The following is a 20,557-nucleotide window of genomic DNA, read 5'->3' on the forward strand; positions in this document are numbered from 1 at the left end:
TGTGAAAAAAGCTTAACTGGTCGCCACTGGCGGCGGACATTACAGGCGATCATATAAGGCGCGCCTGGCTGGCGGGTCCTTGGGGATAATCCATGTTGAAGAGTCGTCGCGCGGGCCTTCTCGCCGCGGTTTGCAGTTTCGGTCTGATCGCCGGGAGCGCCTCGCTGGCCTCCGCGGAAACCCTGGCTGACGCCATCGCCCTGGCCTACCAGACCAACCCGACGCTGCAGGGGCAGCGCGCCTCGCAACGGGCGCTCGATGAAAGCATCGTTCAGGCCCGCACCGGCCTGCGCCCGCAGATCGACGCCTCCGCCAGCGCGTCGACCTCGGACGGTCAGAACGACGGCGACGCGGCGCGCGGCAGCAGCGCCGGCGTCTCGGTCAGCCAGTCGCTCTACACCGGCGGCCGCGTGTCCTCGCAGATCGGCGCCGCCGAAGCCGACATCCTGACGGGCCGTGAAGGCCTTCGCAGTGTCGAGGCCGGCGTCATCCAGCAGGTCATCACCGCCTACGTCGACATCCGTCGCGACCAGGAACGTCTGCGCATCAGCCAGGAAAACGTCGCCGTGCTGCAACGCCAGCTCGACGAGGCCCGCGCGCGCTTCGAGGTCGGTGAAATCACCCGCACAGACGTCGCCCAGGCGGAAGCCCGCCTAGCCGGCTCCAGGGCCTCGCTGGCCTCGGCCCAGGCCCAGCTGGCCATCAGCCGCGCCTCCTACGCCGCCGTTGTCGGTCAGAACCCCGGCGACCTGGAGGCGGAGCCCTCGCTGGAAAGCTTCCTGCCGCCGGCCGTCGAGGACGCCTTCGACACCGCCGAACAGAACAATGCCGAAATTCTGGCCGCCCAGTACGCCGAGCGCGCGAGCGCCGCGCGCGTCGCCATCGCCCGGTCCTCGCGCCTGCCGACGGTGACCGCGACCGGTTCGCTCGGCTTCAGCGGCTCGACCGCCCAGCAGTCCTTCATTCCGCCCACGGGCGCCGGCGGCGCGTTTGACGACTACGAGCGCAGCGTCAGCGGCCGGGTCTCTGTCAGCGTTCCGCTGTTCACCGGCGGCCTGATCAGCTCGCAGGTCCGGGCCGCGGAGGAGCGCAACAGCGCCGACCGCCAGGCCATCGAGGAAACCCGCCGCAGCGTGCTGCGCACGGTGTCCCAGGCCTGGAATGGCCTGATCGGCGCGCGCGCCAACCTCGCCGCCAACGAAGAACAGGTCCGGGCCGCCCGAATCGCCTTCGAGGGCGTCCGCCAGGAGGCCCAGGTCGGGCTGCGGACGACGCTGGACGTGCTCAACGCCGAGCAGGAGCTGCGCGGCGCCGAGCTGTCGCTGGTCAATGCCCGGCGCGAGGAATACGTCGCCGCGACCGTGCTGCTGTCCGCCATGGGCAAGCTTGAGGCGCGCTACCTGGTCCCGGGCGTCGAGCAGTACGACGTCACGGCCAACGGCAAGAAGTTCAGCCACAAGCTGGGATGGACGCCGTGGGAGCCGGTTCTCGGCTTCATCGATGGCGTGGCTTCGTTCCCGACGCCTGCTGCGCCGGCCGCCGGCTCGGTCGATACGCCCGTCGCGACCTCGAATTAACCACGTCCCCTCAAAAGGGTGAGCAAAAGCGCGTGTTCGCCGTTTGCACGAACGGCGGGGCGTGCTTACGCTAGGACCTTGGAATCGCCTCTCGCAGGTACGGCTCGATCATGTCCGAACAGACCGCCCAGGAACCGACAATGGAGGAGATTCTCGCCTCCATTCGGCGAATCATCTCCGAGGACGACGCGCCCCCGGCCGCCGAAGCCGCCGCGCCGGTCGAGGAGTCGGCCGTCGTCATGGCCGCCCCGGCGCCCGCGCCCGTCGAGCCTGAACCCGAGGACGATGACGTCCTCGAGCTGACCGAGACGGTCGAGGCGAGCGCCTTCGAGACGGTCGGCGACCTTGACGTCTACAGCCCGCCCAGGGCTGCGCCCGAGCCCGTCTGGGAACCTGAGCCCGAGCCGGAACCCGCGCCGGTCTACGCCGCCGCGCCCGAACCCGCGCCGGTCCCGAGCTACACGATGGGCGCCGCCTCGATCTCGGGCGGCACGACCATTGAGGAGCTGGTCCGCAGCATTCTCGAGCCCAAGCTCAACGAATGGGCCGATCAGAACCTGCCCCGTCTCGTTGAGCAGATCGTACGCGACAAGCTCTCCAGATAGGACGCGCTCTTCAGCCGGAGCGACGCCTGGCCGCTTCGCGATCCCGATCACCCCTGATAGAGACCGGCGGCCGCAGCCAGCGCGCCGCCGTTTTCGTTCGTGAATCTTCCCATGCTCGACAAGACTTTCGATCCCAAGACCGTTGAACCGCGCCTCTACAAGGCCTGGGAGGAGTCGGGCGCGTTCGCCCCGACGGACGATCCGAACGCCGAGCCGTTCAGCATCGTCATCCCGCCGCCCAACGTCACCGGCAGCCTGCACATCGGCCATGCGCTGAACAACACGCTGCAGGACGTGCTGATCCGCTTCCAGCGCATGCGCGGCAAGGCGGCCCTGTGGCTGCCGGGTACCGACCACGCCGGCATCGCCACCCAGATGGTCGTCGAGCGCCAGCTGGCCGCCGCCGGCAACGTCGGCCGCCGCGACATGGGCCGCGACGCGTTTGTCGCCAAGGTCTGGGAATGGAAGGCCGAGAGCGGCGGGACCATCGTCAACCAACTGCGCCGGCTGGGCGCCAGTTGCGACTGGTCGCGTGAGCGCTTCACCCTCGATGACGGCCTGTCGGCCGCCGTCCGCAAGGTGTTCGTCGATCTGCACCGCCAGGGCCTGATCTATCGCGACAAGCGGCTGGTGAACTGGGACCCGCATTTCCAGACCGCCATCTCCGATCTGGAGGTCGAGCAGAAAGAGGTCGACGGCGCCTACTGGCACTTCGCCTATCCGCTGGAGAACGGCGTCACCTACCAGTACCCCGTTGCTTTCGATGACGAGGGCGCGGCGACGGAGTGGGAGACGCGCGACTATATCGTCGTCGCCACGACCCGGCCCGAGACGATGCTGGGCGACACCGCGGTCGCGGTTCATCCGGATGACGAGCGCTACAAGGGCCTGATCGGCAAGACCGTGAAGCTGCCGATCGTTGGCCGCTCGATCCCGATCGTCGCCGACGACTACGCCGATCCGACCAAGGGCTCGGGCGCGGTGAAGATCACCCCGGCGCACGACTTCAACGACTTCCAGGTCGGCAAGCGCCACGGGCTCGAGGCGATCAACATCCTCGACGCCTTCGGCAGGATCAACGAGAACGCGCCGGCCGAGTTTCGCGGTCACGACCGCTTTGTCGCCCGCAAGATGGTGATCGAAGCCTTTGAAACCCTTGAGCTTCTGAAGAGCATCGAGAAGACCCGCCATATGGTCCCGCATGGCGACCGATCGGGCGTGGTCATCGAGCCCTGGCTGACGGACCAGTGGTACGTCGACGCCGAGACCCTCGCCATTCCCGCCATCAAGGCGGTGGAGGAGGGGGCGACGGTCTTCGAGCCGGCCAACTGGGACAAGACCTATTTCGAGTGGATGCGGAACATCCAGCCCTGGTGCATCAGCCGGCAGCTCTGGTGGGGCCACCGGATCCCGGCCTGGTATGACGCCGACGGCAATGTCTATGTCGCCGAAACCGAGGCCGAGGCTATCGCGGCGGCGGGCGGCAAGACGCTGACCCAGGACGAGGACGTCCTCGACACCTGGTTCTCCTCCGGCCTGTGGCCTTTCTCGACCCTCGGCTGGCCGGAGAAGACCGCCGATCTGGAGCGGTTCTACCCGACCCACACCCTGGTCACCGGCTTCGACATCATCTTCTTCTGGGTCGCCCGGATGATGATGATGGGCCTGCACTTTACCGGCCAGGTTCCGTTCCAGCGGGTGGTCATCAACGCCCTGGTGCGAGACGCGTCCGGCGCGAAGATGAGCAAGTCCAAGGGCAACGTCATGGACCCGCTGGAGCTCATCGACCAGTACGGCTGCGACGCCGTGCGCTTCACCCTGACGGCCATGTCGGGCCAGGCGCGCGACATCAAGCTGTCGACACAGCGCATTGAAGGTTATCGGAATTTCGGCACCAAGCTGTGGAACGCGACCCGCTTCACCCAGATGAACGGCTGCGTCCGCGTCGAGGGCTTCGAGCCGGCGACCGTCACCCAGACGATCAACAAATGGATCCGCGGCGAGGCGACGAAGACGGCGGCTGAGGTCACGCGGGCGCTGGAGGCCTGCGCCTTCGACGACGCCACCGGCGCCCTCTACCGCTTCATCTGGAACGTCTTCTGCGACTGGTACGTCGAGTTGGCCAAGCCGATCCTCAACGGGTCGGACGAAGCGGCCAAGGCCGAGACCCAGGCCATGACCGCCTGGGTGCTCGACCAGTGTCTGCTGCTGCTGCATCCGGTCATGCCGTTCCTGACCGAGGAACTGTGGGACAAGACGGCCGAGGAAGGCCCGGCGCGCGACGGTTTCCTGATGTCGACCCGCTGGCCGGACCTGCCTGCCGACTGGATCGACGCCGGCGCCGAGGCGGAGATCGGCTGGCTGGTCGATCTGGTCACCGAGATCCGCTCGATCCGCGCCGAGATGAACGTGCCGCCTGGCGCGCGCATTCCGCTGACCCTCTCCGGCGCCAGCGCCGAGACGCTGGATCGGCTGGCGCGTCACAACGACCTGATCCTGACGCTGGGCCGTCTGGGCAGCGCCCAGGCCGGCGACGCGCCGGCTGGCTCGGCGCCCTTCACGATCGGCGAGGCGACGGCGTCCATCTCTATCGCGGAGTTCATCGACCTCGCCGCTGAACGCGCCCGCCTGACCAAGGAGATCGCGGGCCACGTCGGCGATATCGAGCGGGTCAACAAGAAGCTCGGCAACCCCGACTTCCTCGCCAAGGCCAAGGAAGAGGTCATCGAGGAAAACCGCGAGAAGCTGGCCGAGGCTGAAGCCGCCAAGGCCAAGCTGGAAGCGGCGCTGGGGCGGTTGCAGGGCGTGGGCTGAATCTTTCCTCCCCCGCGAGGGGGAGGGGGACCAGCCGGAGGCTGGTGGAGAGGGATGCGCCGATGGTGCAGGTCTCCCGCCGTCTCTCAACGCCAGAGATTCTACGGTCGGGAGCTATGCTTCCCTCTCCACCATGCTCCGCATGGTCCCCCTCTCCCTCGCGGGAGAGGAGCGAAAGAAGTGGTCAGAAGGGTTTCGGAATTCCCGCTACCCGCCGGACCAGCTCAAGCAGCCCCGCCCGCCGAAACACGCCGAGCAGTAGCGCCGCGAACGCCAGGTTCACGCAGGCGGCGACGAACAGGCCGGCGCCGTCGCTGTTCGGGTCGATCCCCAGCGGCGTGAACAGGTGGAAGCTGACCGCCCCCGTCATCACCAGCAGACCGGCCAGCGCGCCGCCGGCCTGAAGGTGCTTGAAGCGGGGATGCAGACCCACGAGCAGCAGGCCGGCCGCCAGCAGCTCGATCGAGCCGATGACGTATTGCGAGAACAGCCCGGTGTGCCCGAACAGGCCCGGCGCGCCGATGGTCCCGGCCCAGCCGTCGAGGAGGCCGAAGATTTGCTGCGTCTTGGGATGGTCGGTGAACTTGAAGCGCAGGCTGTCGAGGAAGATCACCGCCATGAAGACGGCCATCAGGTCGGGAACGTATTTCAGATAGCGTTTCATGATGATCTCACTTGCCCAGGACGGTCGGCCAGTTGCCGTCGCCCTTGCGGATGAAGCCGGGAACGTCCTTGACCCAGCGAGACTGAATCTCGGCGTTGTAGTTGAGGTAGAGCTTGCCGCCGACGATCTTCCAGTTCAGCGGATCGCCCTTGGCGGTGTATCCGTTGGCCACGGCCCAGGCGCAGTAGCCGCCGTATTGCGGGGCGTAGGCGGCCGGGCTGGCCTTGAACTTCGCGAGGTTGGCGGCCGACGAGAACTGCCAGCTGGCGCCCTTCCATTCGGTGGCGAACTTCGCATCGCCCTTCACCGGCCGACCGACCGTGAAATAGGCCACAACGTCGTAGCCGCCGGCGGCGACCTGCGAGAAGGGCGCGGTATAGACCGGCGGCTTGGCGGCCAGGGCGGCTCCGGGGAGGGCGGCGGTCGCCAGGGCGAGCGCGAGGATCAGGCGTTTCATCTCAGGGTCCTTCAGGCGACCTGTCGGGACGTCGCCGGGAGATCGGCGGGCAGTCCCTGATCAGGCGGGGTTTGCGCCACGTGGGCGACGTAGTTGGAGAGGGTCTTGAGGCCGACGGCCAGGATCACCTCCAGGCTGTTGGCGCGGGTGAATCCGGCGGCGAGGAAGGCCTCCAGCGCGTCCGGCGCCAGAACGCCGCGGCCGCGAACCATCTGGATGACAAACGCGCGCAGGGCCTCGAGCCTGGCGTCCGGCATCGGCGCTCCGGTGCGAACATCACCGATCAGGCGCTCATCGAGCCCCGCATGCCGCGCCCGGACAGCATGGGCGGGCGTGCAATAGGCGCTGTCATGCTCGACCGAGATGGCCAGCAGGACCAGCTGCTGCTCCGGCGGCGTCAGGCTGCTCTTGCGAAAGATCGCCGACAGGCTGGCGTAGCCTTCCAGCAGGGCCGGAGCCTCGGCCATCTGGGCCAGCAGCGGCGGGATGTGGCCCATGGATCGGGTCGCCTGCTCGAGGAACGGCTTGGCCTCGAACGGCGCGGTGGCGCGGGTGTGCAGCGGGAAGGACGTCATGGCCGAAGGGTGCCCGTTTCCATTGAACGGCGTAATCCCGGCGCCCGGCATCATGTTCATGCACGCAGCGCATGGCGCGTCGCCCGCCACCGGGATCAAACAGGCGTTTGCAACCCCGGCCACCCTGTGCTTTTGACGACGCGAGGCGTCGGCAAGAACGCCCGTCCAGTCCCAGGGAGTTTTGCATGACCGACGCCGCCCAGCCCCAGACGTCCTGGCCCGCGATGACCGTCCGGGAGGCTTACGCCGCCCTGACCGCGCCCGGCATGCCGACCGAGATGGAAGAGATCGAGATCCGCGGCATCAGGACCCGGATCTGGAAGAACGCTCCGCCCACCCTGCGCGACGTGGTCACCATCGGCCGCGCGCACGGCGAGAAGATCTTCCTCGTCCACGAAGACGAGCGCGTCAGCTTCGAGGCCTTCCACCGCGCCGTGGCGGCCTTCGCGCAGACCCTGGCCGACAAGGGCGTGAAGAAGGGCGACCGGGTCGCCATCGTCATGCGCAACCTGCCGGAATGGCCGGTGGCCTTCTATGCGGGCATGAGTCTGGGCGCGATCCTCACGCCCCTGAACGCCTGGTGGACCGGGCCCGAGCTCGAGTACGGCCTGACCGACTCCGGCAGCAAGATCTGCATCGTCGACGCCGAGCGGTTCGACCGGTTGGCCGAGCACTTCCCCAACTGCCCGGACCTGGAGCACGTCTTCGTCAGCCGGATGGTCGACGAGGTGACCCATCCGTTCGTCAGCAAGCTGGAGGACGCCATCGGCGATCCGAACAGCTGGGCGAGCCTGCCGGACAGGCCCCTGCCTACCGTTCCGATCGAGGCGGACGACGACGCGACCATCTTCTACACCTCCGGCACCACCGGTAAGCCCAAGGGCGCGCTGGCGACCCAGCGCAACGTCAACTCCAACATCTTCTCGGCCCTCTGCGCCGGGGCCCGGGCCTTCCTGCGTCGCGGCGAGATGCCGCCGGCGCCCGATCCCACCCTGCCGCAGAAGGGCAGCCTGCTCAGCGTGCCGTTCTTCCACGCCACCGGCTGTTTCGCGGTGCTCAACCCAACCCTCTACGCCGGCGCCAAGCTGGCGATGATCCGCCGCTGGGATCCCGAGCTGGCGATGCAGATCATCGAGCGCGAGCGGCTGACCAGCGCCGGCGGCGTGCCGACCATCGCCTGGCAGCTCATCGAGCATCCGGCCCGGGAGAAGTACGACCTCTCCTCGATCGAGAGCATGGCCTACGGCGGCGCGCCCTCGGCGCCTGAACTGGTGCGCAAGATCAAGGAAGTCTGGCCCAAATCCCACGCCGGCAACGGCTGGGGCATGACCGAGACCAGCGCCACGGCCACCTCCAACTCGGCCGAGGACTACGAACATCGTCCCGACAGCTGCGGCCCGCCCGTGCCGGTCACCGACCTGAAGATCATGACGGTCGAGGCGCCCTACACCGAACTGCCGATCGGTTCGGTCGGCGAGCTGTGGTGCAAGGGCCCGCAGGTGGTGAAGCTCTACTGGAACAAGCCCGAGGCGACGGCCCAGACCTTCGTCGACGGCTGGGTCCGCACGGGCGATCTGGCGCGCCTGGATGAAGAAGGCTTCTGCTTCATCATCGACCGGGCCAAGGACATGCTGATCCGCGGCGGCGAGAACATCTACTGCATCGAGGTCGAGAACGTCCTCTACGACCACCCCGCCGTGATGGACGCGGCCCTCGTCGGCATCCCGCACAAGACGCTCGGCGAAGAGCCGGGCGCGGTGGTGACCCTGAAGGAGGGGGCGACCGCCACCGAACAGGAACTGCGCGCCTTCGTCGCCGACCGTCTGGCCGCCTTCAAGGTGCCGAAAAAGGTCGTGTTCTGGCACGAGACCCTGCCGCGCAACGCCAACGGCAAGATCATGAAGAACGAGCTGAAAAAGGTGTTCGAGGAGGAGTAGGGGCCAGGGGACATGTACCGCAGGTACGTGTCCCCCAATCGAGCGGCAGGTTTAGGGGACACGTACCTGCGGTACATGTCCCCTTCAAACTATGCGCTTACGCCCGGCTTGCGCCCCGCCCACGGCTGGGCCTGCTCAAGCGCGTAGGCCAGCTGGAAGAGCATCGCGTCGTTGCCCGCCTTGGCCGCGAAATGCACCCCGACCGGCAGTCCGTCGGCCGTCCAGTGCAGGGGCACGCTCATCGCCGGGGCGCCGGCGATGTTGTGCAGCGGCGTGTAGCCGACATAGTCGGTCAGCCGCGCCGACAACTCGGCGAACGGCACGTCGCCCGAAACGAAGCCCAGCGGCACGGGCGGCTTGGTCAGAACCGGCGAGACGATGACGTCAAACTTCGAGAACCAGCCGTCATAGGCCGCTGAATCCTGCGCCAGCCTGCCGATCGCGGCGTCGACGGCGCCTTCCGGCGCCTTGGCGATAAGTTCGGCCATGCCCAGCGAGAACGGCTCGGCCATCTTCGTGTCCGGCGCCCGGCCAAGGGCCTTGCTCATCGCGGCGATATCCATGGCGGCGCCGGCCGACCACAGGGTCAGGAAGTCCTGTCCGAAGCGGGCGGAGTCGATCGGCCAGGCGGCTTCGCTGACTTTGTGGCCCATGGCCTGCAGCAGCTTCACCGCGCCGTCGAGGCCCGCGCGGACCTCGGCGTCCGGCTCGCGCCCGTTGCCGCTGGCGCTCAGCACGCCGATGCGGAGCTTCTTGCGCGAGGCCTTTTCGACAAAGCCGATCGGACGGTACGGCGCATCGACGTCGGTGCGTTCAGTCGCCGCGAACATCGCCGCCGAGTCGCGCACGGAACGGCTGTCGACGTGGTTCACCGACAGGGCGATGACCCGCATGTCCGTGTTGCCCGCGAGGCGGCCGCGCGAAGGCTTGAAGCCGAACAGGCCGCAGCAGGCGGCGGGAATCCGGATCGAGCCGCCGCCATCGCTGGCGTGGGCCATGGTGACCACGCCCGCCGCGGTGGCAGCGGCCGCGCCGCCGGACGAGCCGCCGGTCGACCGGCCCGTGTTCCAGGGATTGCGGGTCGGGCCGTAGGCGAGGGGCTCGGTCGTCGGCAGGTAGCCGAACTCGGGCGAGGCCGATTTGCCGATGACGATGAAGCCGGCCTTCAACGCAGCGTCCACCCAGGGATCGTTGGCGGTCGCCGGCGGGGCGCCAAGGCTGCCGGCCGAGCCGTTGCGCGTCGGCATGCCGGCGTAGTCGTTGAGATCCTTGATCAGGAAGGGCACACCGGCGAAGGGGCCGGTCTGGCCGCCCTTCTTCGCCGCGTCGATGGCGCGGTCGAAGTCGGAATTGACCATGAAGTTCAGCGTCGGCTGCAACGCCTCGGTCCGGCGGATCGCCGCCTCCACCGCTTCGAGCGGGCTGATCTCCTTGTTGCGGATCATGCCGGCCAGGGTGGTCGCGTCGGGCGTCCAGGCGGCAGGGGCGGGCGGCGCGACCTTTTTGCCCGGCCAGCCCAGGGCGGCGGCCGGCGTTGCGGCGGCGGCGGATGCAGCGGCGGAGGCGGCCATCAGGCCGCGGCGGGTAAGATTGGTCATGGAGCCCTCCCTCGGACGTCGTTGGTCGCGTCCGTGATCAGCGTTCAGATTGACCGGTCGAACGCGGGTCCGCAAGCGGCCCCCCCGCTTGACGCGGGCGTCATGCGGCGCGACTCTCGTGGGCAACGACAGGCACGGGAGGAGAAACGCCATGGCCGATGGATCAATGGCGGGCGCGAGCTCGCTGAAGGGCAAGGTCAGCGAAGAGGAGTGGAAGGCGCGGGTCGATCTCGCCGCCCTTTACCGTCTCGTGGCCCTGCACGGGTGGGACGACATGATCTTCACCCACATCTCGGCCCGGATCCCGGGACCCGAGCACCATTTCCTGATCAATCCCTACGGCATGTTCTTCGACGAGATCACCGCCAGCTCGCTGGTGAAGATCGATCTCGACGGCAAGGTGCTGCAGGATACGCCGTACTTCATCAATCCGGCGGGCTTCACGATCCACTCGGCGGTTCACGCCGCCCGCGAGGACGCGATGTTCGTGATGCACCTGCACTCGGACCAGGGCGTCGCTGTCTCGGCCCAGAAGGGCGGGCTGCTGCCGCTGTCGCAACATGCGCTGATTGTGCTGCCGCAACTCGCCTATCACGACTATGAAGGTATCGCACTCAATCTTGACGAGCGTGAGCGACTTGTGGCTGACTTGGGCGACAAGTCGGCCATGCTGCTGCGCAATCACGGCACCCTGACGGTGGGGGAAACCGCAGCCGCCTGCTGGCTCAACATGTTCTATCTGGAGCGTGCATGTCAGCAGCAGGTCATGGCGCTTTCGGCCGGACGCGACGGGGTGCTGAACGCGCCCGACGCGGCCCAGGCGGAAGTCCGCAGCCAGATGGGCCGCGGCATGGGCGGCATCGGCGGCTTGGCCTGGCCGGGCTGCCTGCGTCAGCTGGATCGCAACCTGCCGGGCTACGACGCCTAGGCATCACGGCGATACTTCAGTGGACCGCCGCGGGCCTGGCGCTCGCGGCGGTCTTCGTTTGTCAGTCTGCGCGGGCGGGGGCCTGGCCGGTTCCCCCGGGCGAGACCCTGGCGATCCTCAAGTATGAAGGCTCGCGCGCCGACGCCTTCTTCGACGCGGCGGGCGAACAGGTCGCGATGCCCCCGCGCGCCGATGACGCGGTCAGCCTGTACGCCGAGCATGGCCTGACGCCGCGTCTGACCTTTCAGGGGCGGATTGGCTGGACGCGCGGCGAGGACGGCTTCGCCGACTACGCCGGTCGCGGTCCGCTCGAGCTGGGCCTGCGGCTGGCGCTTCTGCAGGACGAGCGGTCGGCTGTGAGTCTCTACGTCGGCGGGGCCTATGCGGGCGACGGTCGCAACGCCGGTTACGCCTCTCCGGGCGAGGGTGGGGCGGATCTCGAGATTCGCCTGCTGACCGGACGCTCGGCCACGGTCGCCGGCCGTGCGGCCTTCATCGACGCGCAGGTGGCGCGGCTGAAACGGACCGGCCTGCCGGATGAAACCCATCTCGACCTGACCGTGGGGTTCGAGCCTGATGCGCGCTGGCTGCTGCTGGCCCAGGCCTACGCCGGTCAGGCTGACCGGGATCCGGTTCCGCCGCGCTGGCTGAAGCTGGAAGTTTCCGCCGTCAGGCGTATCGGCGACTGGCGATTGCAGGCCGGCTGGCGACAGTCCGTGGCCGGCCGCGACAGCCCCGCCGAAGCCGGACCGGTGTTCGCTGTCTGGCGTTCGTTCTGACCTCCCTTTCAGACCCGCAACGCACCGTCACGCTACCGCCACCTCAATACGGTTTACGTGAACGGCCATGCCCCTATATGTGCCATTGCATGCCGTCGGTCGGACCGGCGCCGGGAGTGTTTCGTGATCCGCCGTCATTTCTTCCTGTTCGCCGCCGCGGCCTTTCTGGTGCTGATGCTGATCGGCGGCGGACTGAAGCTGGCGACAGCCGAACCCAAAGGCAAAGGCGGACCGGGCGGTCCGGGCGGCCGGGCGGCTTCGGTCGCCCAGGCCGTGGTCGCGCTCCGGCCCTTCGCTGACAACATCGAGGCGCTGGGCGTGGCCAAGGGCCGTGAGTCCGTCACCATCACCTCCAACACCAGCGAACTGGTGACCGCTGTCCGCTTCCGCGATGGCCAGCAGGTCAGCAAGGGCCAGGTGCTGGTCGAGCTGAAGGCCGGTGAGGAAGACGCCGGCCTGATCGAGGCCCAGGCCCGTCTGGCGCAGGCGGAGCGCGACTATGCCCGCTGGAAGAGCCTGGCCGACCAGGGCATCGCCCCCAGGGCGACGGCGGAACAGTTCCGCTCGGCGCTCGATACCGCCCGCGCCGGAGTCGAGGCGGCCCGCGCCCGCAAGCTCGACCGGGTGATCCGCGCCCCGTTCGCCGGCGTCGTGGGTCTGACCGATGTTGCGCCGGGCGCGCTGATCAGTCCCGGCGCGCCGATCGTCACCCTCGATGACCTGACCATGGTGCGCGTCGATTTCGAGGTGCCGGACCGCTACCTGCCGATGCTCGCCGAGGGCGCGGCGCTCGCCGCCCGACCGGACGCCTGGCCGACGGAGACCATTCAGGGCCGCATCGCCCGGCTGGACAGCCGGATCGACGCGACGACCCGCGCCATCACCGCCCGCGCCGAGTTCGCCAACCCGGGCGGCCGGATCAAGCCGGGCATGCTGATGCGCGTCACCATCGCCAACGGCGCGCGGCAGGGCCTCGCCGTGCCGGAGGCCGCCGTCCAGTTCGAGGGCGACCAGGCTTTCGTGTTCGTGATCACCCCGCGCGGCGGCGGCGCCTCGGCCCGAAAACAGGCCGTTCAGACCGGCTCGACCGCAGGCGGCTTTGTCGAGATCACCGGCGGTCTCCAGGCCGGCGACAAGGTTGTCGCCGACGGCCTCAACAGGATCCAGGACGGCCAGCCGGTGCAGGTCGGACCCGCCCGTCGCCCGTCGGCAGCGGCCCCGGCGCGGAAGGCCGGCTGATGCTGTCTGACCTTTCGGTCAAGCGGCCGGTCTTCGCCGCGGTTGCTGCGATCATCCTCTGCGTCGTGGGTCTCGCGGCCTTCCTCAGCATTTCGATCCGCGAGCTGCCCAGCGTCGATCCGCCCGTGGTCTCGATCACGACCACCTATCGCGGGGCCTCCGCCGAAATCGTCGAGGAGCGGATCACCCAGGTTCTGGAACGCCAGGTCAGCGGCATCCAGGGCATCGACCGGGTCAACTCGTCCAGCCGAGACGGGCGCAGCCAGATCAACATCAGTTTCAAGCTGGACACCGACCTGGAGACGGCGGCCAACGACGTGCGCGACGCCGCCAGCCGCGTGGTCAACCAGCTGCCCGACCAGGCTGATCCGCCGCAGATCGCAAAGGCCAATGCCGACTCCGCGCCGATCATCATCCTGAACATGGCGTCGTCAACGCTGTCGCCGCTGCAGTTGGCCGACTATGCCGACCGGTTCCTCGTGGAGCGCCTGTCGACCATCCCGGGCGTTGCGACCGTCGGACTGAACGGTCCGCTCTACGCCATGCGTATCTGGCTGGACGCCGACAGGATGGCCGCGCGCGGCGTGACCGTCGAGGACGTCGAGACCGCGCTCAGCTCCCAGAACGTCGAGTTGCCCGCCGGGGCGCTCGAAAGCACGGCCCGCGACTTCACCATTCGGGTCAATCGCGGCTACGCCAGGCCCGAGGATTTCGCCAGGCTGCCTGTGAAGGTCGCCGGCCAGGCCGCCGCCGCCGGCGCCTATGTCACCCGGCTCGGCGACATCGCCCGGGTCGAGGAGGGCGCGGCCGAACCCCGTCGCGTATTCCGCGGCAATGGCGTCGATCAGGTCGGCATGGTTCTGACCCGCCAGTCGCAGGCCAACGACCTGGCCATCGCCAAGGCCGCCCGCAAGGAAGTCGAGGCGATCAACGCCACGCTGCCGGAAGGCACAAAGGTGATCATCGCCGTGGACTCTTCGGAGTTCACCGCGGAGGCGATCCATGAGGTGTGGATCACCATGGGCATCTCCATCGCCCTGGTGGCGATGGTCAATCTGCTGTTCCTCGGCAGCTGGCGAGCGGCCGTGATCCCGTCGATCGTCGCGCCGATCTGCCTTCTGGCGACCTTCATCGTCCTGACCCCGCTGGGGTTCTCGCTCAATCTGCTGACGCTGCTGGCGCTGGTGCTGTCGGTCGGCCTGGTCGTCGACGACGCCATCGTGGTGGTCGAGAACATCCAGCGGCGGGTGGACGACGGCGAGCCGCCGACCGTTGCGGCCACCCGTGGCGCCCGTCAGGTGTTCTTCGCCGTGATCGCCACGACCATCGTGCTCATCTCGGTGTTCGCGCCGCTGATGTTCCTGCCCGGCTACATTGGACGCCTGTTCGTCGAGCTGGCCGTCGCGATCGCCTCGGCGGTGGCCTTCTCGGCCTTCCTGGCGCTGTCCCTGTCGCCGATGCTGGCGTCGAAGCTCCTTCGACCGGCCTCGGGAAATGGCTGGCTCGCCCGGCGCGTCGACGTCGCTGTCGACAAGGTGAAGGCCTCCTATCGCAACTCGCTCGAAATGCTGCTGGGGCCACGCGTCGTGGGCTTCGGCGCGCTCGGCCTGGTGGCCGCCCTGGCCGCCCTGGCGGCGGTGTTGTTCGTCACCCTGCCGCAGGAACTGGTGCCGGCCGAAGACCGGGGCCGGGTCGACATCTCGATCAGCGGCCCGGAAGGCGCGGGCTACGATTACACCTACAAGGCGGCGGCGACCGTCGAGAGCCAGGTTCGCCGCTACTACGAAGAGGGTGAGGCGAGCCGGTACATCCTCAGCATTCCGCGTTTCGGCGCGACCCAGTTCAACACCGCCAACTCGGTGGTGGTGATGAACGACTGGGGCAAACGGACCAAGACCTCCGACCAGGTCGCTGACGAGCTGAACAAGAGCCTTAGCGGCATCACCGGCGTGCGGGCCGTGGCCAGCGTGCGCGGCCCCTTCCAGCGCGGCGGCGGCGGCGGCGGGGGAGGGGGCACCAACGTCGACCTGGTCGGCCTCGGCAATGACTACGCGGAGATCGCGCGCTGGCTGGAGCCGATCCGGGACGCCATGCAGCGCAATCCCGGCTTCTCGCGCCCGCGTCTCGACTATGAGCCCACGGCGCCGCGCCTGTCGGTCGAGATCGACCGGGAGAAGGCTGCGTCTCTCGGGGTCACGCCCCAGGCCGTGGGCCGGGTGCTGGAGTCGATGTTCGGCTCCCGCCGGGTGACCACCTACGTCAAGGGCGGCCAGGAATACGACGTCATCGTCCAGACCGATCTCGAGAAGCGGCGCACCATCGGCGACCTCAACACCCTCTACGTCCGAACGGCCTCGGGCGCGCTCGTCCCGCTGTCCTCGGTGGTGACGACCCAGCTGCGGGGCGACACGCCGGATCGCGAACGCACGGACCGGCAGCGGTCCGTCGAGCTGACGGCCCAGCTGTCGCCCGGCTTCACGGTCGCCGATGCGGTCGCCTTCATCCAGGACGAGATCCGCAAGAATCCCTCGCCGAGCGTGACCTACACCTGGGGCGGCCAGGCGCGGGACTACCTTGAGGCGTCCGGCGCCGTGGGTCTGGCCTTCGGCATGGCGCTGCTGCTGGTCTTCCTGGTGCTGGCGGCGCAGTTCGAAAGCTGGATCCACCCGGCGGTGATCATGCTGACGGTGCCGCTCGCCGCCCTCGGCGGTCTGTTCGGCCTGCTGCTGACGGGCCAGTCGATCAACACCTACAGCCAGATCGGGCTGATCATTCTCATCGGCATCGCCGCCAAGAACGGAATCCTGATCGTCGAGTTCGCCAACCAGCTTCGCGACCAGGGCCGCTCGATCCGCGAGGCGGTGATCGAGGCGGCGGTGTTGCGGCTGCGACCGATCGTGATGACATCGATCACCGCCGCCTTCGGGGCGCTGCCGCTGATGCTCTGGCAGGGCGCCGGCGCGGCCAGCCGCCAGACGATCGGCGTGACCATCTTCTTCGGCGCGATCTTCGCGACCCTGCTGACGGTGTTCGTGGTGCCGGTGTTCTACAACATGCTGGCGCGCTTCACGAAGTCGCCGGAATGGACGGCGAGACAGATCGAGGCCTTCGAACACAAGGAAGGCGCGGCCGCCGCCGCGCCGGCCGAGTAGGTCCTTCAGCCGTCAATCTCCATCCTGACGTCAGCCTGTGACGCGCGCTGGTCGCCGTTGGGGATCAGGGTCAGGTCCGCCATGCCATCGCCTCCTGATCGCGCCCTGACGACGAAGGCTACAGCACCCAGCCGCCGTTCAGGTCCCCGCCGCCGGTGTAGAGGTTGGCGGTGGTTCCGGTGATGTTGCCGTTGATCTCGACGATCAGGTCCGCCACGCCGTCGCCGTCGACGTCGAGCTGCAGGACGCTCTTGCCGCTGACGAACTTCAGGGTCGCCTCGCCTGCCAAGCCCGTGAAGTTGCTGACGAAGGTGAACGCCTGATCGTTCGCCAGGTTGACGTTGGCGTCGATGGCCGAGAGGTCGATGCGGTCATTGGCGGCGAAGCCCAGATCGAGGATCACATCCCTGTCGGCCGTCAGGCCGAAGCCCGGACCCGAGCGTTGAACGTCGGCGGCGGTGAACACGAAGGTGTCCGCACCCGCCCCGCCCGTCATGCGGTCGGTGCCGCCGCCGCCGTTGAGCGTGTCGTGCCCGACGCCCCCGAGGAGCCTGTCGCTCCCGTCCCCGCCGTTGAGGTCGTCATTCTGCGCCCCGCCATCGAGCGTGTCGTTGTCGTCGCCCCCGTTGAGGATGTCGTCTCCGCCGGCGCCGTTGAGCGTGTCATCGCCCGCCAGGCCGTCGAGGGTGTTGGCGCTGCTGTTGCCGGTGATGGTGTTGCCCAGCGCGTTGCCCGTACCGTTGATTGCTCCGCCATTGCCGAGCTTCAGGGTCTCGACGCCGTCGCTCAGGGTCCAGCTGATCCGGCTGATCACCACGTCGGCGCCGCCGCCGCCGGTTTCGTCCACGACATCGCCCGCGTCCTGAACCACGTAGGTGTCGTTGCCGACGCCGCCGCGCATCGTGTCGGCGCCGATGCCGCCGCTCAGCCGGTCGTGTCCCCCGCCCCCTGTCAGCAGGTCGTCGCCGGCGCCGCCGTCCAGGGTGTCATTCTGCATGCCGCCGTCGAGGATGTCGTTGTCGTCGCCGCCGTTGAGGATGTCGTCGCCGCCGCCGCCGTTCAGCGTATCGGCGCCGGCCAGGCCGTTCAGGGTGTTGGCGCTGCTGTTGCCCGTGATGACGTTGTCCAGACCGTTGCCGGTCCCGCTCAGGGCCCCGGCATTGCCCAGGGTCAGGTTGTCCAGACCTGAGCCGAGGGTCCAGCTGATCCGGCTGATCACGAGATCAATGCCGTCGCCGCCGGTCTCGTCGGTCGTGTCGCCGGCGTCGTCGACGACATAGGTGTCGTCGCCCGTCCCGCCCGTCATGGCGTCAGCGCCGGAGCCGCCCTTGAGGTAGTCGGCGCCGGCCCCGCCGATGATCGTGTCCGTCCCGGAGCCGCCGTCGATGTTGTCGTTGCCGGCCGTGCCGTTGATCGTGTTGTCTCCGCCGTCGCCGGTGAAGACGTCGGTCTGGGCGGTGACATTGACGGTCACGGCTGCCCCGTGGCTCGCGGTGTTCTGGAAGTAACGGATTGCGTTGTTCGTGCCGACGATCACGTCAGCATCGTTGTCACCGTCAAGATCGGCGAACACGGGCGACATGTTGCCCCCGATATTGACGCCATCAAAGGGATTGGCCGCGCCCGTGCGTTCCGTAAAGACCGGAGCCGCGGCCGTTCCCGTGTTCTCGAAATACTGGGTGCCACTGACATAGCTACCCACCAGCATGTCCAGGTCGCCATCCTGATCGACATCATGGAAGGTCGGCGCCGCCCGGACCGTGGTGATGCTGTCGAACGGGTTCGACCCGCCCGTGCGCTGTGTGAAGATCGCTCCCGCCGGCGACCCCGTGTTTTCGAAATAGGCGATGGCGCCGACGACGCCCAACACGAAGTCCAGGTCGCCGTCATTGTCCAGGTCAGCGAACGCCCCGTTCGGGATTACGCCCACACTGATACCGTGGAACGGATTGGCCCCGCCCGTCTGTTCCGTAAATGCGGCCGCTACGGTGGTGCCGGTGTTCTCGAAATAGCGGTAATTGCCGAAGTAGGTGCCCGCGAACAGGTCGTAGTCCCCGTCGCCGTCCAGATCGACCAGCGTGGTCGTCGCGAAGCCGCCGAGAACCATTCCGTCGACCGGACTTGCCCCGCCCGTACGCTCCTCAAACACCGCCGAGGTCGCGGAGCCGGTGTTCTCGAAATAGTGCACAAACCCGCCGCCATCGGCGACGATCAGATCAAGGTCGCCGTCGCCGTCGATGTCCGCCACAGTGGGGCGGTTGTAGCCGCTCACGGCGCCCGCATCGAACGGGTCGGCGGCGCCGGTCAGCTGGGTGACTGCAAACGTGCCCTGGATGTCATGGCCAGCCGCGTCAAGGACGTTGATCGTCAGCGTCCGACTGGCCGTCGGCGCGTCGCTGCTGTTGGAATAGGTCAGGTTCTCGATCAGGGCGTCGATGGCCGCTGAAGTAGCAGCCGCGTTGAAGGTCACGGTGAACGCCCCGCCCACGCCGCCGGAGGCCGTGCCGATCGCAACCGCTGCTGCGCCGCCGACTCCGTCCGCGTCGTAGTAGACCACGCCCGCCGCGAGGCTGATGATCGCGCCATTGAGGATCGAGACCGTGTCCTCGGCCAGCAGACCGCTGACGGTCAGGGTCCCGCCGTTGAAGTCGTTGTCCGCATCTTCCAGCACGACATCGCTGTCGATCACCTGGGGCGTGCCGTTGACGGTGTTCTCGTTGAACGTCGGACCGGTCAGGCCGGTAAGCGTGGGCGTCGCCATCGTCTTGTCCCCCCAGGGTCAGCGCGCCGGCGGTCAAGACTCTCGTTGTCTGACTGCCTGAGCGCTTGTCGGACCCGGCACCAGCGCCGGGCACGCGCTTGCGAGGCTGGCGATCGGCCGGCGCGCCATCAATTCAACCACTGCTCAAAATGAGACGCGCTCGTGCGGCCAGATGAAGGATCGCCTTGCGGCGAGCCGGTTCGGAGAGCAGCATGAATGCTAAAGAATGCCGACGTAACCGTTGATTTTAAAACAAGATATAGGATTTCATTTGCGTCTCGTCATGGCGCGTATGTCGCGACCCGTCGGTCCTCGGCCGCGACTGCTCAGAATGAGACACCCGCCGCCGGTGACGGTCCGGAGGCCGGAAAACCGGGCCATGACGGCCGCCGCACCCGCCGTGACACCCTGAATTTCGGGATTGCGGCGATGCGCCGCGGCTGGTCCAATTCCTCTCCGATGACAGAGCCCGTCGCCAACCCGCCGATCCGCCTCATCGGGCGCCATATGCGTCAGATCCTGTTCGACACGGCTCTGATCTGGAAGCGTGCGTTTGGCGGCAACCTGAACCTGGGGGGCGTCGCCCTGGCGGTCTGGGTGGCCAATGTCGAATACAGTCTGAAGGACCCCGAGCTGCTGCGGATCAGTCGCCGCGACGGCCTGACGGCCGACCGGTTCAAGCCGATTATTGCATCGCATGTGGCGACCACGTCCGGCTTCGACGACGAGACGACCCGCCGCTACCTCATGTCATTGGTCGCATCGGGTTTTCTTGAGCGGTCTGACGCGGGCTACGTGCTGTCGACCGCCTTTCAGCAGAGCCAAGATTACGAAGACCTGATCTCCCTGTCGACCCGGGCCATTATGGATTTGTTCCCGTATTTCGAACAGTTCGAGACCGTCGACAGGTATCTCCGCTCACTGAACAGCCAGTACAATTTTCGCACGGTCGAGGACCTTGCGCCGAGGGCGGGTGACATCCGGCACGGTCTGCACCTGCTCTTCATCCGGTTCCTCTCGAAGTTCACCATCGAGGGCTATCTGGTCATCGACTCGTCCAAGGTGATGTCCTTCGTCGGGCTGGCCGTCCTGATCGAGAATATCCGGGCCTTCAACGCCGATCTCGCCCTGTCCCTCAAGTACGCGAACTACATGCCGGTGCCGCCCGAGTCGACGAGGGCGCCGGTCTCGCTGAGACGCCTCGCGGTCGTGCTCGATATGCCGCTGGAAACAGTCCGCCGGTATGTCGCACAGCTGGAACAGACGGGCTTCGTCGCCAACACCGGCCAGGGATACACGGTCCCAGGCGAGAGCCTGATGGTCTACGACATGGCGATCGCGCAGGCCGCCGCCGTCGCGCGCCTGGGGGCGGAGATCACCCAGATGCTGTCTGACCTGGATCCCGTCGGCTGAGCGGCCGTTTCGGCTTCCCCAGTCTCGATGGCCGTGGCGACCCGGTGCGGGATGCAGG

14 protein-coding genes are annotated in these 20,557 nt (G+C 67.8%); 9 read left to right on the plus strand and 5 right to left on the minus strand.

Features of this window, described 5'->3' with window-relative positions:
* Positions 1-92: 92 nt before the first annotated feature.
* The 3 genes from AC3WJT_RS11760 to AC3WJT_RS11770 all read left to right on the plus strand — a co-directional run bounded on the left by AC3WJT_RS11760 (position 93) and on the right by AC3WJT_RS11770 (position 4,996).
* On the plus strand, positions 93-1,577 hold the full coding sequence (locus tag AC3WJT_RS11760; protein WP_492343302.1) for a TolC family outer membrane protein: 1,485 nt from the start codon (positions 93-95) through the stop codon (positions 1,575-1,577).
* 110 nt (positions 1,578-1,687) lie between these two features.
* Positions 1,688-2,182, plus strand: coding sequence for a DUF2497 domain-containing protein (locus tag AC3WJT_RS11765; RefSeq protein WP_492343303.1), 495 nt, complete (start codon positions 1,688-1,690; stop codon positions 2,180-2,182).
* A 111-nt stretch (positions 2,183-2,293) separates the two neighbouring features.
* A complete protein-coding gene (locus AC3WJT_RS11770) occupies positions 2,294-4,996 on the plus strand; it encodes a valine--tRNA ligase (RefSeq protein WP_492343304.1) in 2,703 nt (900 codons plus the stop codon).
* A gap of 184 nt (positions 4,997-5,180) precedes the next feature.
* On the opposite strand, the gene AC3WJT_RS11775 is transcribed toward AC3WJT_RS11770, so the two are convergent.
* From AC3WJT_RS11775 to AC3WJT_RS11785, 3 genes are read right to left on the minus strand one after another with little or no spacing between them, the layout of a single operon-like run.
* Positions 5,181-5,660 carry a hypothetical protein gene (locus AC3WJT_RS11775; protein WP_492343305.1) on the minus strand — a complete coding sequence of 160 codons (480 nt, stop codon included), beginning with the start codon at positions 5,658-5,660 and terminating at the stop codon, positions 5,181-5,183.
* Positions 5,661-5,667: 7 nt separating this feature from the next.
* Complete coding sequence (locus AC3WJT_RS11780; protein WP_492343306.1) at positions 5,668-6,117, minus strand: YHS domain-containing (seleno)protein; 450 nt, start codon at positions 6,115-6,117, stop codon at positions 5,668-5,670.
* 11 nt (positions 6,118-6,128) lie between these two features.
* Positions 6,129-6,692, minus strand: a complete 564-nt coding sequence (locus tag AC3WJT_RS11785) for a carboxymuconolactone decarboxylase family protein (RefSeq protein ID WP_492343307.1) — start codon at positions 6,690-6,692, stop codon at positions 6,129-6,131.
* 185 nt (positions 6,693-6,877) lie between these two features.
* Between AC3WJT_RS11785 and AC3WJT_RS11790 the strand changes: the two genes are divergently transcribed.
* Positions 6,878-8,629 carry a class I adenylate-forming enzyme family protein gene (locus AC3WJT_RS11790; protein WP_492343308.1) on the plus strand — a complete coding sequence of 584 codons (1,752 nt, stop codon included), beginning with the start codon at positions 6,878-6,880 and terminating at the stop codon, positions 8,627-8,629.
* A gap of 89 nt (positions 8,630-8,718) precedes the next feature.
* Here the strand turns inward: AC3WJT_RS11790 and AC3WJT_RS11795 are convergent, their stop codons facing one another.
* On the minus strand, positions 8,719-10,227 hold the full coding sequence (locus tag AC3WJT_RS11795) for an amidase (RefSeq protein ID WP_492343309.1): 1,509 nt from the start codon (positions 10,225-10,227) through the stop codon (positions 8,719-8,721).
* Between the two features lie 151 nt (positions 10,228-10,378).
* Here AC3WJT_RS11795 and AC3WJT_RS11800 point away from each other — a divergent pair, with 151 nt between their 5' ends.
* The 4 genes from AC3WJT_RS11800 (at position 10,379) to AC3WJT_RS11815 (ending at position 16,325) form a co-directional block, all read left to right on the plus strand.
* Positions 10,379-11,155, plus strand: coding sequence for a class II aldolase/adducin family protein (locus AC3WJT_RS11800; protein ID WP_492343310.1), 777 nt, complete (start codon positions 10,379-10,381; stop codon positions 11,153-11,155).
* Positions 11,156-11,331: 176 nt separating this feature from the next.
* The gene (locus tag AC3WJT_RS11805) at positions 11,332-11,934 is read left to right on the plus strand and encodes a hypothetical protein (protein ID WP_492343311.1); all 603 of its coding nucleotides are present in this window, start codon (positions 11,332-11,334) and stop codon (positions 11,932-11,934) included.
* A 123-nt stretch (positions 11,935-12,057) separates the two neighbouring features.
* Positions 12,058-13,173: an efflux RND transporter periplasmic adaptor subunit gene (locus AC3WJT_RS11810; RefSeq protein ID WP_492343312.1), complete on the plus strand. Its 1,116-nt coding sequence runs from the start codon at positions 12,058-12,060 to the stop codon at positions 13,171-13,173.
* Positions 13,173-16,325, plus strand: coding sequence for an efflux RND transporter permease subunit (locus AC3WJT_RS11815; protein ID WP_492343313.1), 3,153 nt, complete (start codon positions 13,173-13,175; stop codon positions 16,323-16,325). The genes AC3WJT_RS11810 and AC3WJT_RS11815 overlap by 1 nt, the downstream gene beginning before the upstream one ends.
* Before the next feature lie 118 nt (positions 16,326-16,443).
* On the opposite strand, the gene AC3WJT_RS11820 is transcribed toward AC3WJT_RS11815, so the two are convergent.
* Complete coding sequence (locus tag AC3WJT_RS11820; RefSeq protein ID WP_492343314.1) at positions 16,444-19,086, minus strand: FG-GAP-like repeat-containing protein; 2,643 nt, start codon at positions 19,084-19,086, stop codon at positions 16,444-16,446.
* A gap of 216 nt (positions 19,087-19,302) precedes the next feature.
* Here AC3WJT_RS11820 and AC3WJT_RS11825 point away from each other — a divergent pair, with 216 nt between their 5' ends.
* The gene (locus AC3WJT_RS11825) at positions 19,303-20,499 is read left to right on the plus strand and encodes a hypothetical protein (protein ID WP_492343315.1); all 1,197 of its coding nucleotides are present in this window, start codon (positions 19,303-19,305) and stop codon (positions 20,497-20,499) included.
* The last annotated feature ends 58 nt before the right edge of the window (positions 20,500-20,557 follow it).

Source organism: Caulobacter sp. FW305-C-30-S16 (genome assembly GCF_058783025.1).